A 16,208-nucleotide genomic window follows, 5' to 3' on the forward strand; every position below is an offset into this window, starting at 1 on the left:
CACCAAAGTTGTCATGCCTTTCTGTTTGAAGCATATACATGTGGGGAGTAACATTTTGGGCTTATGCTCTGGGCCTGTCTCAGGGTTAGATTATGCCAAGAAGGAGGACATATCCCGTGTTTGATCAGTCCCACGGCTTGCGGTTTGATATTTATGAACGCATTCACCTATCGGAAGAGCTTCCGGGAATAGCTGAGCTGGAGGAGGTTGAACTACTTCCGGAAATCCAGGTGATTCAGCGGGAGGATCGTGCCGAGTTATATGGTCAGCTGTTGCTTACCGGACTCTACCGGAGTGAAGATGACCGAACACAACGTCTGGAGCATGCCATTCCCGTTGAAATCACAGTTCCGCTTACACGCGTCAGCTCGATTGAAGATATCGGGGTGGAGATCGAGAATTTTGATATTGATCTGCTCACGATGCGCACAGTGAATATAACAGGCGTATTATCACTGCGGGGAATCGGTGGTGCGGAGCCTCAACCACAACCGGCCTGGCAGCAGGAAGAGTACACAGTTGCCTATTCCCCTCTCAGTGATGACAGGGTAATCGAAGCATCTGCAGAGAACCAAGAGCACGAAACTGATGCACTTTATGAAAATTCTCAGTGGACCTTTGGCGAGGATGCATCGGAGGTTGCCGTAGAAGAACATGAGCATGCTGAAGCTAATGCAGACGCATCAGAGGCTCCACTGGTCTCAAGTGGAGCTGGTCATTCGTCCCCTATAGTGAATTTCTCATCCGCTCATGAGAAGGACAAGGGCGCGAAAGCTCGGACGCATAGTCTGGATTCGCAAACAGAGGATTCCAAAGCAGGAATAGCGGATTACTGGTTTAAAGCTGAGTCACAGAATGAAGCTGAGGCCACTCAGCTGAATCAAGTTAGCCAGGCGAGTCAAGCGGATCAGGAGCAAGAAGCTGAATATACTTTTGCTTCAAGAGAAACCGCTGTTCCAGCAGCTAATGCTGATGTGGATCAAGATATTGCCGTATTCGCTTCGGAAAACGAGGCCAATAATGAGCTTCATGCACAAGAAGAGAATGCTCAGCCGATCCACGAGAATACGAATGAAGTTTTTGTTTCTCAAGAGACTGTGCCACAGTCAGAGGAGAAGCAAGATCTTAAGATTGCGCTAGGAAGCAAGAAAGATGCTGAGGCTCCAGTCAAAGAACATCTCACCTTCTCTTCATTACTCAGCTCTAGTCGTTCTCGTAAAGAACAAGAGGCTCTCCTATCTGAAGGAAATGCATCGGCTGCAGCGATCATTCCAGAGGCCGGAAATAATACGGAGTGGAAGAGCAGATTCATTGCTGGAGCAGATGGCGCTAACCTATTCCGTAAGGTTCGCCTTTGCATCGTGCAGCGTGAAGAAACGCTGGATACAATCGCAGAGAAATATCAGCTAAGTGCGCGGGAGCTGGGAATGTATAATCGATTGTCTGGGCAGAGTGTAGAAGAAGGGCAAGTGTTGTACATTCCGTAATTGAATTACAATGCGTACTCATATGAATAGGTGAATCCCGATCTGATAGTAGATCGGGATTTTTGTCAAATATAAGAATATATAAGTTTCACGTTATACATTATCCTTATATTTCTCGAATAAACGCTTACCCTCCGTAAAAGGATGTCGAAGGCGTTTATTCTTGTGTGACCGGAGAACGTTAGAATGTGGGGTATCTAACCAACGCAGAGTGATGAATCGAATGAAAATTCGACATATGCACGCTATAAGTCGAAATTCCGCTTAAAGTCCCGCTGTAGAAGCCTATTCAGGTTGACTAGGGATGACTCAAAATGTATTATGGAGTAAGCAATATCTAAGTAAAGACTGGGAACGGGAAGAGTAGGCGGTCAGCCCTTCAGAGAGCGGAATGCAAGTGCTGTGACATTCCGTAGGATACAGCCACCGAAGTCGCCCCGGAGTCGCCCTTCTGAGCTTGTCTTCATGGATATGAAAGATAAGTTAGGATGTGGCCGGTAGCAGCCGTTATCTGTACGAGTGTCGCGCTAAGCTTCTGAACCGCAAGGTAGAGAAGTGCAGGTTTATTTTTCATTGGCGCGAAACAAAGGTGGTACCGCGAAAGAATGGCCTTTCGTCCTTTGAGACGAGGGGTCTTTTTGTTTTTTAGAAACCAACTACAAGTAACCAAGTGGAGGTATCAGAGAATGGCTGACCAAAACCATCTAACAGCGGCAGAGTTGCCGAACTTGCAAGATACAGCGGCAGATGCTGCCGCTGCAAATGATTCTAAGAATGAAATGCCAACCACGTATGATCCGAAATCGGCAGAAACCAAGTGGTATTCCTATTGGACAGAGGGTGGATATTTCCGTGCAGGCGGGCGTCCAGATGCAAAAGCATACAGCATTGTAATCCCGCCGCCAAACGTAACGGGAATGCTGCACATTGGTCATGCGCTTGATTTTACGCTTCAGGATATCCTGATTCGTACAAAACGGATGCAAGGCTTCGACACATTGTGGCTACCAGGTACGGACCATGCCGGTATCGCAACGCAGACAAAGGTAGAGCAAAAGCTGCGTGAGCAGGGAATTTCTAGACATGATCTCGGCCGTGAGAAGTTCCTGGAGCAGGTGTGGGAGTGGAAAGATAAATATGCGAACACCATTCATGAGCAGTGGGCTAAGATGGGGCTTTCCCTTGACTATTCCCGCGAACGGTTTACCCTGGATGAAGGGTTGTCGAAAGCTGTACGCGAAGTATTCGTTAAGCTCTATAATAAAGGCTTGATCTACCGCGGCAAACGCATTATCAACTGGGACCCGGCGGCTCGTACAGCATTGTCGGATATCGAGGTTGAATATAAAGAAGTTAATGGTCACTTGTATCATTTGCGTTACCCACTCAAAGACGGTAGCGGATTTATTACAGTAGCGACCACGCGTCCGGAGACCATGCTGGGTGATACAGCGGTTGCTGTTCATCCGGAAGACGATCGTTATAAAGATCTGATCGGCAAAACATTGATCCTGCCGATTATCGGTCGTGAGATTCCGATTATCGCTGATGATTATGTAGACAAAGAGTTTGGTAGTGGTGCGGTTAAAATTACACCAGCTCATGACCCGAATGACTTCGAGATGGGTCAACGTCACAACTTACCGCAGATTAACGTAATGGATGAGAGCGGTACGATGAATGAAGAAGCAGGACCTTACCAAGGTCAAGACCGGAGTGTATGTCGTAAGGCTATCACTGCTGACCTGAAGGAGCAAGGTGTGCTGATCAATATCGAAGATCATGTGCATCAAGTAGGACACAGTGAACGCTCTGGAGCGGTTGTTGAGCCGTACTTGTCCACACAATGGTTTGTAAAGATGCAGCCACTGGCTGAAGCTGCCATCAATGCACAGAAGGATGGGAACGGGGTTAACTTTGTACCGGACCGTTTCGAGAGAACTTACCTGAACTGGATCGAGAACGTACGTGATTGGTGTATTTCCCGTCAGCTGTGGTGGGGACATCGTATTCCAGCATGGTATTCCGAGTCTACTGGTGAATTGGTTGTGGCAAATGACGAGGAAGAAGCGCGCCGGATCAGTGGTCTAACCGACTTGAAACAGGACGAAGATGTACTGGATACCTGGTTTAGCTCTAATCTGTGGCCTTTTGCCACACTAGGATGGCCAGATGAGAACAGTGCAGATTTCAAACGCTATTATCCGAACGATGTGCTCGTAACAGGCTACGATATTATTTATTTCTGGGTAGCGCGGATGATCTTCTCAGCTCTTGAATTTACCGGAGAAAAACCTTTCTCAGATGTATTGATGCATGGTTTGGTACGGGATTCCGAAGGTCAAAAAATGTCCAAATCACTCGGGAATGGCGTAGACCCCCTTGAAGTAATCGAGAAGTATGGCGCAGATGCAATGCGTTACATGATTTCTACCGGAAGTACAGCTGGACAGGATCTACGCTTCCGTTGGGAAAAGGTTGAGCAGGCGCGTAATTTCGCCAATAAGATCTGGAATGCATCACGCTTCGCGTTGATGAATTTGGAAGGCGTAAGCTTTGAAAATATTGACATTTCGGGTGAGCTAAGTACTGCTGATCGCTGGATTTTGCACCGTCTGAACGAAACTTCTCGTGAGATTACGCGTCTAATTGACTCGTACGAGTTCGGTGAGACCGGTCGCCAGCTGTACAACTTCATTTGGGACGATCTATGTGACTGGTATATTGAGTTCGCGAAGCTGTCACTTTACGGATCAGACGCCGCGGCCAAAGCGAAGACACAGTCTGTACTTGCCTATGTACTAGACCGCACAATGCGCTTGATTCATCCGTTTATGCCGTTTATTTCGGAAGAAATTTGGCAGCACCTTCCGCATGAAGGGGAGACGATTACGCTGGCTGCATGGCCGGAGTATGATGCTGCTCTGGAGAATCCGCAAGCCGTAGCGGAAATGAACCTGCTGATGGATGTAATCCGGGCCGTTCGTAATATCCGGGCTGAAGTGAATGTACCGATGAGCAAAAAGGTTGAATTGATCATCAAAGCGGGTAATGAAGAGACGCTGAGTATTATCACCCGTAACGACAACTACATTGGACGCTTCTGTAATACATCTTCCTTCGAAGCTGGACTGAATCCAGAAACGCCGGATAAGGTAATGTCCGCTGTAGTAACAGGAGCAGAACTGCTTCTGCCATTGTCGGGACTCATTGATATTGAACAAGAAATCGCTCGTCTGGAAAAAGAAGTACAGACGCTGAACAGCGAAGTAGAACGCGTAGAGAAAAAGCTGAGCAATCAAGGCTTCGTGGCCAAAGCTCCTGCTAAAGTTATCGAAGAGGAACGGGCGAAGCAGGCAGATTATTCTGCTAAACGTGAGAAAGTACTTGCCCGCATCGCAGAGCTGAGAGGATAAGAGACATGGATGACCTAAATCGGGGTGGAAGTACCGCCCCTCTTGCGACATACACCGAAGCGGTTGATTGGATCAAGAGCCTAATCCCTTTTGGGATACGGCCAGGTTTAGATAGAATCGAGATGTTGATGGACAAGCTGGGAAATCCGCACCGTCGGCTGAAGTTTATTCATGTGGCGGGTACGAACGGCAAAGGTTCAACTTGTGCTTTTTTGACTAGTGCACTTATACAAAGCGGCTATTCAGTAGGCACCTTTACATCTCCGTATATTACAAAGTTCACGAACAGGTTCCAATATAATAATACGGACATCTCTGAAGAAACGCTTGTCGAGCTGGTTAACCAATTACGTCCACTAGTCCAAGAAATTTCGGAAACGGAGTTTGGCTCACCTACGATGTTCGAGGTAACTACAGCTGTGGCCATTCTATTTTTTGCGGGCGTCTCTTGTCCTGATGTTGTCGTATGGGAGACCGGGCTTGGGGGAAGGCTGGATGTAACGAACATCGTGACTCCGATTGTTTCTGTGATTACTAATGTTGGTCATGATCACATGGATATTTTGGGAGATACGCTAGAGAAGATTGCAATGGAGAAAGCCGGAATTATTAAGACGGGCGTACCTGTTGTTAGCTGCGTAACTCAGCCGGAAGTCGTAGCGGTTCTGAAAGAGAAAGCAGCGGCTTGCCGCTCTACTCTTTATCTTGCCGGGGAAGATTTTAGCTATGAGGCTAATGAAATCCGTGAGGATGTGCAGACTTTTCATTTTAAGGGTCCCTTTCGTTCGCTTGAACTTGGGATCGTAATGAAAGGCGAGCACCAGATTAGCAATGCGGCAGCTGCCATGATGGTACTTGAGGTTCTGCGTCAGTATATGGCCTTTATGCTTGAGGATGAAGATGTGTTTGAAGGTTTGCGCCACGCATTCTGGGCTGGAAGGCTGGAAGAGGTAAGCAAGTCTCCAAGGATTGTACTGGACGGAGCACATAATCCGGAAGGTGCGGAGAGTCTTGCAAAAAGTCTGCCTCAGCTCTATCAATACGGTAAATTAAATTTACTTATGGGAATGCTGTCAAATAAGCATCATGAATCCTACTTTAAGCATATACTGCCTATAGTGGATACGCTCATCCTGACCGAACCGGATTTCCAGAACAAAATGGACGCGGAGAATCTGCAAGTTATCGCAGAAAGTCTGCGGGAGAAATATGCCAAGGAAAACTTGGCAATCATAGTAGAACATAATTGGGGAAAAGCGCTGCAGCTACTGAAGTCGATTACAGCGGAGGATGACCTTGCCGTCGTATCTGGTACGCTGTATTTAATCTCTGACGTACGCGGTACACTTTTGCAGCAACCCGATACTGAAAAAGGCTGGTGACGACTGTTGGATACTACTGAACGTGTGCATTTTATAGGGATCGGCGGCTACGGAATGAGCGCGATTGCCCGGGTAATGCTAGAAATGGGATATACAGTTACGGGCTCCGATGTGGCTGCCCAAGAATTAACGGATAAATTGATTGCTAAAGGTGCCAAGATTTATATCGGGCATACAGCAGAACAAGTAAAAGGTGCGGATCTAGTCGTATACTCTACGGCTTTGTCTAGTGATAATGTGGAATGGGTGGAAGCTGAGCGTCTTAAGATTCCAATTCTGCATCGTTCGCAAATGTTAGCCCGTTTATTGAATGAACGTAAAGGGGTAGCCGTTGCTGGAGCACACGGGAAAACTACCACCTCCTCCATGATTGCACTTGTGATGGAAGAGTGCGACGTTGATCCAACGTATATTATCGGTGGAGAGATTATGAATGTAGGTACGAATGCAAAGGCGGGACAAGGTGAGTTTGTAGTAGCGGAAGCGGATGAGAGTGATGGCTCTTTCCTGCACTATCACCCTTGGCTTGGGATCGTTACGAATGTTGAAGCGGATCACTTAGAAAATTACGACGGAGACTTTAACCGTCTTAAGGCTGCATACGTGCAGTTCATGAACCAAACGCGCGAAGATGGAACTGCTATAGTATGCGCTGACGACGAGAATGTGATTTCTCTTTTACCTGAAGTAACAGGTAAGGTGATTACTTATGGCATCAAGTCGAACACTGCGGATTATATTGCCACTGATATCGTTCTAGGCGATCGTCAAGTATCGTACACGATGAATCATAATGGAGAAGTGCTTGGACGGATTGAACTCTCAGTTCCCGGACAGTACAATCTTTATAATTCAATGGCAGCGGTAATCGCTTGTTTGAAATCAGGGATTTCTTTCGAGAAAATCGCTGAAGCGATTGTGAAATTCCATGGTGCGAAGCGCCGTTTTCAAGTGCTCGGAGAAGTCAATGACATTCTGGTCATTGATGATTATGCGCATCACCCTACAGAGATTCAGGCAACGATCAGTGCTGCCAAGGCGACAGGAAAACGGATTATTGCGGTATTCCAACCTCAGCGCTATACACGTACTTTCTTCCTGTTAGATGCTTTCAGCCGTGCCTTTAGCGAAGCTGACGAAGTCATCATCACTGATATTTACTCTCCGGCTGGAGAGAAACAGATCGAAGGTGTTACTTCTGCGAAGCTGGTTGAGCTAATCGTTAAGAACAGTAATGCGGGCGCGAGACATCTGCCAACCAAAGAAGATGTTCTAGCTGATCTGACACCTCGTATTGCTCCAGGTGATCTGGTGATTACGATGGGCGCAGGCGATATCTGGAAGGTCGGATACACACTGGCAGACGGGTTGAAGAAGAAGCATTAAGTTTACAAATTGAGGCTAATTCGAGGATATTTATATTCTCTATTCAATAGCACTTCCCAAAAATTTCGTTCAGATAATCCTTGTGTTTATCTGAAGGGAGTTTAGAGGGAAGTGTTTTTTGGTATTGTTAACGTATTTACTGATATAGTTATAAAGTGCTATAGTGCTGTCAGAAGAGGATCGATTTTTCAACGTATATTTGGGGTCCCCACAAAGTACCTGAATACGTTATCGAAGCAAAGCCGCACTTGGTGGGGATATTTTCGCATAGGTGGTGACGTATGAGCTCCCTGCTTGAAATTAGAACACTGATTTATTTGTTTATTTTCGGAAATTTATTTATATTGCTGCTTATAACCAATTATCGAAGTACCGCTGTTAAAGATACAGCCTCCACCTTGTTCATCCGATCAAAGGAAGTGCAGCTACTCTTTTGGTGTTCGATTTTATTATGGGATTATCTCCCTCATGCGTTGTCCATTCCGCTTAGCAATGCTCTGATGCTTGGAGGGTGCTGTCTCGAAATTACAGCGTTACTGCTGATGATGGGAGTACTGGGGCCAAGAATAAAGCGATATTACATCATTCTTTCGATATTGAGTGCAATCAGTTTTAGTATTATCGCATTATTTTTTAATCAAACCAACTTGCGTATCGCCTGTACTTCACTTTGGTCTATACTGTTTGTAGTTTATCCGGCTTATCATCTAACTGTGAATAAAAAGGCTACACCTCTTCAAAAAATATTAGGTGTATTATTTTATGTATTTGCAGCGATTATGCTGATGCGGGCACTTGTTGCACTGATTTGGGAGCCCGAGATGAATGTGTTCTCCACCAATCTTACGCAGTATTTGTATTATCTGGGGATGTATTTATTATTTATTGTGGGGGCTGCCGGTTTTATTCTACTCTCAAATGAGCATTCCTTCGTCAAACTAAAAAGAATAGCTAGTTATGATGATTTGACTGGGATTCTAAACCGTGGGGCATTTCTTCAGGAAGCGGAGATAAAGCTTGAAAAGGCAGTTCGAGTGCAGGAGTACTTCTCATTTTTGCTATTGGATTTGGATTATTTTAAACAGGTCAACGATACTTATGGTCATGATACCGGTGACATTGTACTGGAAGAGTTCGCATCGACGATTAAAGATAATCTCGGAAATGGCGATTTGTTTGGCAGACTGGGGGGCGAGGAATTCGCAGTCATACTCTGTGGGGTAGATGAGCAGAGCTGCGACCAGAAAGCTGAAGCGCTTCGTGAGACGATAATGAATACTTCCACTAATAAGGTTCAACAGGGGTACACAGTTAGTATAGGTGTAATTACGATCATGCCAGATCAGGAGATCTCGATAAATAAGTTGTACAAGCTAAGCGACAAAGCGTTATATAAGGCCAAACAAGAGGGAAGAAATAGAGTCATCAGATACCGATATGTATACTGAGAGTCAGGAATACTAGGGGAGGTGAACTTCACTTATATGCATCTGGATCTCCAGACACTGCTGGTGTGTCTCTTTTTGTGGCAATCGTTCACGGTGCTGCTTATCGTGGTGTATCGTTTGCGTTATGCGCAGGAACAGACTTCTTCATTGTTTATCACAGCAAAATATTTGCAACTAGCAGCCTTGATCCTCTTATTACTGAAGGATTTTATAGATACACCGCTTAGTCTACCGATCATAGCACTTCTTGCTCTGGCTGGAGGCACGCTCGAAAGCTTGGCGCTTCTAATGCTTCTCAGAGTATTCGGGAGCAAGGTGGAGAGATATTATTCTATATTATTCGGAGTATCCATTCTCGTTGTGGTGCTTATGTATTTGTTGATGCCAAAGGATCCTCTCGTTATTCCAGTCGCTTGTCTGGGTGGAGTTCTGATTATAGCCTATCCTGCTTATATACTATGTCTGAAGGTCATGGAGACTTCGCTACAAATAATAATGGGACTGCTATATTGTCTTGTCATCTTGTCGTTGGCGGGTAGAGCCTTGGAACCGCTGTATTCCGTATTAGGAATCAATACACAAGTTGCACAATTTCTTTATTTGTTTTTTTATCTCGGGATTTATTTGTATATGTTTCTAGGAACCGCGGGAATTATGCTGCTTTATAGAGAGGATTCCTTTGCAGAAATGGAGCGGGTAGCAACTTATGATGAGTTGACCGGTATTTTGAATCGCAGGTCGTTCGTTCTGCGTGCTCGGCCTTTAATAGCTGCTTCAGCGATGAAGAAACTGCCCTATTCTTTTTTACTGCTGGATGTCGATCACTTTAAGAGCATAAATGATAATTACGGCCATAATACAGGTGACCAAGTACTAACTGATTTGGCGTCTAAAATAGAGCAACAGCTTGGCCATGGTGATCTGATCGGAAGATTTGGGGGAGAAGAGTTCGCAGTGCTCCTGCACAGAGCCGATGAGAAGAGTAGTGATGTTATTGCTGAAGGAATGCGCACAGCTGTTATAGGTTCTATGATTCATGGCGTACCGCTGCACTACACGATAAGTATTGGAGTCATCACGATAGAATCGGGCGAACGTTTTTCACTAAATAATCTCTACAAACTTTGTGATAATGCATTGTATCAAGCTAAGAAAAAGGGTCGGAACTGCGTTGTTAGAAGCTACGAAATATAAAAGTGTCTTCCTTTCGTTATTAGATGAGGAAGACACTTTTTTGTTTGCATAGGGAATAGTTCAGAATACCTAACGAGTATAAAATTTTGGAATAGAAAATTCATGTTCGTGTATTACTGGAAAAGTAGTTTTTTTGCTTGAATCTTCAAAAAAATAGCGATATATATAGGTTTATCGCAATGATTTTCGAATAAAGCATGAAAATATATAAAAATTTTAAAGGTTTCCCTATAAATCGACAAAAATTTTATGTGAAATGAGTTACTATTGAACTGCATCTAAAGTTGCAGTGATAAGTAGAGAGAATTTATATAAAAATTCAAGGAGCCAGAGTCATGCGAGAAAGAATGCTGTTCCTTTCAGCACAGAATCAAAGCGCAGAGGATCTAGAAGGAGAAATGAGAACAGGGAGTATTCTCGAGATTTTGCTAGGGAAATTTGATATTGATTTGCTGACGTATGCCAGTACGCACAAGGATATGTCTACAAATGATGGAACTGCACTAACGGTTCATTACATTAACGGGTGCATTACCTCGTGGAGATCTATGCTGCGTCCCTTACATATATTACGGAATTTCACTAATCGGAGTCATGCGGAGAAAGACATGAAGAGTACCATCATGGAGCTTTGTAGATCGAATAATTACAGACATGTATTTATATCGCATAGCTTGCTGGGAAATTGCATTGATATGGTTCGTAATCTGCTTCCTGAGGCCAGTGTTATTACAGATACGTATCGTTTTGAGAGCGGGCTTGCCGTTGGAAAAGAAATTGGGAAGCCGAGCAGCAGTAATCCTTATTATAAACTAAATGAGGCTTTGGTTCGGCGGAATAAGCGGAGACTAATGAATAAAACGGGTGTACTCTTGGCAACCTCGGAATGGGATGCCCTTTCATTCAAATCTCTATCCTTTGCGGATGCCCGTAAAGTTCATGTTGTTCCTCATTTCATAAAAATGAATGAATACGACGCTTTTACTGAGCCTGTTGCAAAAGAAAATTCAATGGTTCTGCACTGGAATATGAACACCAGACAGGGGATTAAGGCTGCCCAAAACTTCTTTAAGAAAAGCTACCCTTTGATTAAAGAGCAAGTGCCTGATATCAAGTGTTACATCACCAGTCATGAGGTTCATACGGATGTATTGTCGCTTGTAAAGGATGATGTATCAGTTATTATCACTGGACCTTTGAAACCGTCTGCTGATTATATACGTCGTGCTAAAGCGGTTCTTGTGCCTATTCTTGAAGGTTGTGAAGTCTCCAGAAACATTCTGGAATCATGGGCACTCAAAACGCCGGTGGTTACAAGTTCTATAGTATGCGAGCGATTGAACTGTGAGCATAACCGTAATATTTTGCTTGCTAATACCTCAGTTGATGTTGTTGCTAGTGTAATAACGTTGTTAAAGAATCCTGAGATGGCAACGATTATTGCTGATCGGGCGCATCGCACATTGTTGAAGGATTACGAAGTGAATTATGTGAAGAATAAGATTCTTAGTCTTGTGTAAAAGGTACACCGGAGAAGGCACTGCCTGCAGTATATGAAAAAAACCGTGAGGACGTTTTAAGGTCCTACGCGGTTTTTTTCATTTTTGTATGATTTTACAGCAGGTTACGGCGCAATTCTTCTGGAGATTTCGGAGACAACATTCCAAGTGGAATATCGAATACTGTACGCGCTCCGCTCTGTCCTTCTTGACTCATACGCTGAGCGGCTCTGGCATAGGCCACGAGAACACTAGCTGTAAATTCTGGATTGCTCTCCAGCTTCAGGCCGAATTCAACAATCTGCTTCGTACCTTCCCCTGTTACACCACTGCGAATAACAAACCCGCCGTGCGGAATTCCGCTATGCTGAGCTGCCAATTCTTCTTCAGTGATGAAAGTAACCGTAGTATCATAATCTGCAAAATAGTTCGGCATGTTCACGATTTCTGCACGAATGCGTTCTTGATCTGCTCCTGCCTCAGCCACTACAAAACACTCTCTAAGGTGTTTTTGGCGAGTGGTAAGCTCTGGTGTTTCACCAGCGCGAATGGCCTCAATAACCTCTTGTACTGGAACGGTATATTGTACACCAGCTTTAACTCCATCTACTCTGCGGATCGCATCGGAGTGGCCTTGGCTAACGCCTTTGCCCCAGAAGGTATATTCTTTACCTTGTGGAAGAATAGCTTCAGCGAGCAGACGATTCATTGAGAATAAGCCTGGATCCCAACCAGTAGAAATTACGCTGAGTGTTCCACCTTGTTTAGCTGCGGCGTCAACGGTCTCGTAGAACTCGGGGATTTTGGCATGAGTATCAAAGCTGTCCACGGTATTAAACATCCGGGCAATGGCTGGTGTTTGTTCAGGCAGATCGGTAGCCGATCCTCCGCATAGAATCATAACATCCACTTTACCCTTATATTGTTCGACGGCAGAGATGTGTTCGAACTTCACACCGGCTTCTCCGGCTTCCAGTTGTCCAGGTTCTCTGCGCGTAAAGATCGCAACTAGCTCGATATCTTCACTTTGGTTGATAGCCTTACGTACACCTTTTCCTAAATTTCCGTAGCCTACAATAGCTGCTTGAATTTTTTGTTTCAGAAGAAGCCCTCCTAATCAGTAGTGAACTAAAGCATCATTTCTAGCTTACCTAGTATAGTGTACACTTTTAGCTCTTTTTATATAGTATATAAAAGGTACATGTAATGTAAACTGAATCTGCATAATCTTTCATAATTCCTATGGCTTAAAAATAGCATATCTCTCTATTGTCTATCATATATTTACTTATAGATTAGATGAGGTGAGGTGTAACTGTTGAATAACGGAAGAATGACATTCCGATTTGACGTGAACAAGGACGAGCCTAAACCAAAGCCTAAAGTGGTGGAGCGCTGGTCAAATGGCGGATTGGGTACAGCTGAAGAGTACGCTGAGGGACTGCGTCAAGAGGTAGGTCCAGCACAGCAAACATGGCTTTATGAGCCTGATTTTCGTTCCACGCATGAGGCACCACCGGAAGATTCCTATGACTATTACTCGGGTACTGTAGATCCACGCCAGGAAGAATGGGACGAACAGGATAAGGATTTTAGATATACACAGCAATCGTATCTTCTGTCAGATATGGTTTCGGATAGCAGGGATAAATTAGAGAATGTATCCTCTGGCAGTTACGGAGGCTCTTATCATACTCGACGTCCTTCGTATTGGTGGAAATTAGCTCTTTCTGTTACGGGAGCCATCGGCACAGGGGTACTGCTTGGTTATGCTGCACTTTCTTTCTTTTACGGAGGGAATATGGACAGTAGCTCTGGAAATGGGACAGCAGACATTGCGGCTACTTCAGTGCAGTCCAGTGGAGCTAAAGATCCGGCAGGTGTAGGTACATCAGGATTACCAGTGACGGGTACTGAAAATGCAGGGAAGAACACCATCCCAGTTCAAGTAGCTGCGCAAAGCTATTATCTGCTGCAGTACGGAGTATTCAGTACACCTGCAGGCGCTGAAGAGGCTCGTCAGGAGCTGTTAACTGCAGGTTTGGCCGCGGGTATGGATCCTGCCGACGGCAATCGTGTGTATGCTGGAATGTCATCCGACCGTGAACAGGCCAAGCTACTTAGCAGCGGACTAAAGAATCAGGGTATTGAGCTGTATGTGAGAGAGGTGGCACTTCCCGGGGCTGAACAGCTTGTCTATACCGGTAATGCAGAGGAAGTGAAGAACTATTTCTCCGTGAGTGGGAAACTGCTCAGTGAACTAAGCAGTCAATCTGCTTCTTTACTTAGCGCTGGCCAAACTAGTACGACAGCAAATACCCCCGCTATGAGTGATCTCCATCTGCAATGGAGTGAAGCTGTAAAAGTGCTGGAACAAGGCGTATCTCCTGAAGCCAAAAGCATTTGCGCAGCGTTAGAGAAATCAATGAGCCAAGGGATATCAGCCTGGAGTGAATATAACAAGAACAAGGCTCAGGGCCTACTTTGGGAAGTGCAAGAATCGATGCTGAGCTTTTTGACTAGCCAGAAACAGCTGCTAACTGCAATGAATTAACTGATAGATTGTTGACATTAAAGACAGCAAGCCTCCAGATGTGGGGGCTTGCTGTTTTGGCGCGAAAGAGGAAATTATCCCTATATAACTTAAACTATAATTGATACGGAGGATGGTATCGCTCCGCAACTTTTAGTGCAAATGGTGGTAAACATTACCGTAAGGGATTTTACGTTTGTATTGATCACAATTTCACCGTATAATAATTAGGGTGTCAAAAAATGGCGAGGGAAGACTGAGATGAAGAAGAAAAATGTAGGAACACTGCTGTTATTTCTAATTCTAGGCTGGCTGGCTGGAGCCTGGATCGCCAAGCTACTGCAGCCGGTAAAGGCTCTTTCTTTTCTAACAACATCGACTGTGCTTAAGTGGTCTCCGCGAGCCGATTTGGACATCATAACCTATGACATCACTATTCATTTGAAATTGTGCATGCTAAGTCTCGTCGGTATTATTACAGCTGTATGGCTGTACCGAAGACTGTAACTCTCGTTACTGATCAAGAAGGGACGTTTACAACGTGGACAACTCACAACACATTATTTTAGCCTCAGGTTCACCGCGTCGACGAGAGCTTTTGTCTTTACTGGGCTTGCCTTTTGAGGTCATTACCAGCGAAGCTGATGAAAGCACACCACCGGACTTTACGCCGGAGCAAATCGTGCGCAGTTTGGCTCTGCGAAAAGCAGAGGCTGTAGTGGCTGCAGCAGGAGAGCGTAACGCAGTAATTATTGGTAGTGATACGATTGTTGTACTAGATAACACTGTGCTAGGCAAACCGGTGGACGAGCTGGACAGTAAATCGATGCTTACCAGACTTCAGGGCCGGAATCATAAGGTATACACGGGTGTAGCCTGTATTGGACTTCCGCATGGAAAGACTATAGTGGAGCACCGTGTTACTTCCGTAACGATGAGAGCAATGACGGAGAATGAAATTATTGCTTATATAGCTACGGGAGAGCCCGCTGATAAGGCTGGCTCTTATGCGATACAAGGGCTTGGCTCCACCTTGGTGGAACGAATTGAAGGCTGTTATTTCAATGTTGTCGGATTGCCGCTGTCGCTTCTTGGCGAAATGCTGTCCGAGTTCGGTATAACTGTATTGAACCGGTAGGAAGCTTGGGAAAGAGGGATAGGGATGGAGTCGCAATCAGTAATGCTGCGGGACCTCCCCCATGAAGAACGACCAAGAGAGCGCATGATGCATTATGGGGCGGAATCATTAAGTCAAGCGGAGTTGTTAGCCATTCTGCTGCGTACGGGAACACGCCGTGAATCGGCTATTCATATTGCACAGCAGATGCTGGGGAAAATCGGTGGCCTGCGTGGGCTAGTTGACCTTAGCATCGAAGAACTGACCGAAATCAAAGGTATCGGCCCTGCCAAGGCCGTGCAACTAAAAGCAGGCATCGAACTTGGAAGGCGCCTTGCGAACTCCAGGTTTAACATGCCGGTCATTATCCGTTGTCCTGAGGACGCTGCGGAGATACTGACTGAGCAATTGCGTTATCTGCAGAAGGAGCATTTTGTCTGCTTGTTTCTGAATACGAAGAATCATGTGATAGGACAAGAAACGTTGTCTATGGGCAGTCTTAATGCTTCGATTGTTCATCCTCGTGAGGTATTCCGAGCAGCTATAAAATGTAGTAGTGCCTCTATCATATGCGCACATAATCATCCTAGTGGTGATCCAACGCCTAGTCCGGAGGATATCTCCTTGACCTCAAGACTGCTTCAGGCAGGCGAGATTGTCGGGATTGACGTGTTAGATCATCTAATTATCGGTGATAGCAGCTTTGTAAGCTTGAAAGAAAAAGGACACATGTAATATAAATGTGA

General features: G+C 45.1%; 12 protein-coding genes and 1 other annotated feature. Of the genes, 11 read left to right on the forward strand and 1 reads right to left on the reverse strand.

Annotated elements, in window-relative coordinates:
* Nucleotides 1-116: 116 nt before the first annotated feature.
* The 7 genes from MKX35_RS09550 to MKX35_RS09580 all read left to right on the forward strand — a co-directional run bounded on the left by MKX35_RS09550 (nucleotide 117) and on the right by MKX35_RS09580 (nucleotide 11,833).
* On the forward strand, nucleotides 117-1,487 hold the full coding sequence (locus MKX35_RS09550; RefSeq protein ID WP_076300732.1) for a LysM peptidoglycan-binding domain-containing protein: 1,371 nt from the start codon (nucleotides 117-119) through the stop codon (nucleotides 1,485-1,487).
* 341 nt (nucleotides 1,488-1,828) lie between these two features.
* Nucleotides 1,829-2,111 (forward strand) — a binding site (T-box leader).
* A 155-nt stretch (nucleotides 2,112-2,266) separates the two neighbouring features.
* Nucleotides 2,267-4,903: a valine--tRNA ligase gene (locus MKX35_RS09555; protein ID WP_076286506.1), complete on the forward strand. Its 2,637-nt coding sequence runs from the start codon at nucleotides 2,267-2,269 to the stop codon at nucleotides 4,901-4,903.
* Nucleotides 4,904-4,908: 5 nt separating this feature from the next.
* Nucleotides 4,909-6,285 (forward strand): bifunctional folylpolyglutamate synthase/dihydrofolate synthase, encoded by a 1,377-nt coding sequence (locus tag MKX35_RS09560; protein WP_076300733.1) that lies wholly within the window; start codon nucleotides 4,909-4,911, stop codon nucleotides 6,283-6,285.
* 6 nt (nucleotides 6,286-6,291) lie between these two features.
* Complete coding sequence (gene murC, locus MKX35_RS09565; RefSeq protein WP_076300734.1) at nucleotides 6,292-7,671, forward strand: UDP-N-acetylmuramate--L-alanine ligase; 1,380 nt, start codon at nucleotides 6,292-6,294, stop codon at nucleotides 7,669-7,671.
* Nucleotides 7,672-7,952: 281 nt separating this feature from the next.
* A complete protein-coding gene (locus MKX35_RS09570) occupies nucleotides 7,953-9,119 on the forward strand; it encodes a GGDEF domain-containing protein (protein WP_076300735.1) in 1,167 nt (388 codons plus the stop codon).
* Nucleotides 9,120-9,155: 36 nt separating this feature from the next.
* The gene (locus MKX35_RS09575; protein WP_076300736.1) at nucleotides 9,156-10,313 is read left to right on the forward strand and encodes a GGDEF domain-containing protein; all 1,158 of its coding nucleotides are present in this window, start codon (nucleotides 9,156-9,158) and stop codon (nucleotides 10,311-10,313) included.
* A gap of 335 nt (nucleotides 10,314-10,648) precedes the next feature.
* Nucleotides 10,649-11,833 carry a glycosyltransferase gene (locus MKX35_RS09580; protein WP_076300737.1) on the forward strand — a complete coding sequence of 395 codons (1,185 nt, stop codon included), beginning with the start codon at nucleotides 10,649-10,651 and terminating at the stop codon, nucleotides 11,831-11,833.
* A 94-nt stretch (nucleotides 11,834-11,927) separates the two neighbouring features.
* On the opposite strand, the gene MKX35_RS09585 is transcribed toward MKX35_RS09580, so the two are convergent.
* Nucleotides 11,928-12,914 carry a diaminopimelate dehydrogenase gene (locus tag MKX35_RS09585; RefSeq protein ID WP_076286493.1) on the reverse strand — a complete coding sequence of 329 codons (987 nt, stop codon included), beginning with the start codon at nucleotides 12,912-12,914 and terminating at the stop codon, nucleotides 11,928-11,930.
* A gap of 216 nt (nucleotides 12,915-13,130) precedes the next feature.
* Between MKX35_RS09585 and MKX35_RS09590 the strand changes: the two genes are divergently transcribed.
* The 4 genes from MKX35_RS09590 (at nucleotide 13,131) to radC (ending at nucleotide 16,197) form a co-directional block, all read left to right on the forward strand.
* Nucleotides 13,131-14,366, forward strand: coding sequence for an SPOR domain-containing protein (locus tag MKX35_RS09590; RefSeq protein WP_076300738.1), 1,236 nt, complete (start codon nucleotides 13,131-13,133; stop codon nucleotides 14,364-14,366).
* A gap of 240 nt (nucleotides 14,367-14,606) precedes the next feature.
* A complete protein-coding gene (locus MKX35_RS09595; protein WP_042191180.1) occupies nucleotides 14,607-14,852 on the forward strand; it encodes a DUF4321 domain-containing protein in 246 nt (81 codons plus the stop codon).
* A 34-nt stretch (nucleotides 14,853-14,886) separates the two neighbouring features.
* Nucleotides 14,887-15,483 (forward strand): Maf family protein, encoded by a 597-nt coding sequence (locus tag MKX35_RS09600; protein WP_042191178.1) that lies wholly within the window; start codon nucleotides 14,887-14,889, stop codon nucleotides 15,481-15,483.
* Nucleotides 15,484-15,507: 24 nt separating this feature from the next.
* Complete coding sequence (gene radC / locus MKX35_RS09605) at nucleotides 15,508-16,197, forward strand: RadC family protein (protein ID WP_042191176.1); 690 nt, start codon at nucleotides 15,508-15,510, stop codon at nucleotides 16,195-16,197.
* The last annotated feature ends 11 nt before the right edge of the window (nucleotides 16,198-16,208 follow it).

Source organism: Paenibacillus sp. FSL R5-0923 (assembly GCF_038009145.1).
Taxonomy (GTDB): Bacteria; Bacillota; Bacilli; order Paenibacillales; family Paenibacillaceae; genus Paenibacillus_AQ.

Bases quoted from the DNA above. Each gene is read 5' to 3' on its own strand.
- MKX35_RS09555 (WP_076286506.1), top strand. From the start codon at position 2,267: ATGCCAACCACGTATGATCCGAAATCGGCAGAAACCAAGTGGTATTCC.
- MKX35_RS09560 (WP_076300733.1), top strand. From the start codon at position 4,909: ATGGATGACCTAAATCGGGGTGGAAGTACCGCCCCTCTTGCGACATAC.
- MKX35_RS09570 (WP_076300735.1), top strand. From the start codon at position 7,953: ATGAGCTCCCTGCTTGAAATTAGAACACTGATTTATTTGTTTATTTTC.
- MKX35_RS09575 (WP_076300736.1), top strand. From the start codon at position 9,156: ATGCATCTGGATCTCCAGACACTGCTGGTGTGTCTCTTTTTGTGGCAA.
- MKX35_RS09580 (WP_076300737.1), top strand. From the start codon at position 10,649: ATGCGAGAAAGAATGCTGTTCCTTTCAGCACAGAATCAAAGCGCAGAG.
- MKX35_RS09595 (WP_042191180.1), top strand. From the start codon at position 14,607: ATGAAGAAGAAAAATGTAGGAACACTGCTGTTATTTCTAATTCTAGGC.
- radC (WP_042191176.1), top strand. From the start codon at position 15,508: ATGGAGTCGCAATCAGTAATGCTGCGGGACCTCCCCCATGAAGAACGA.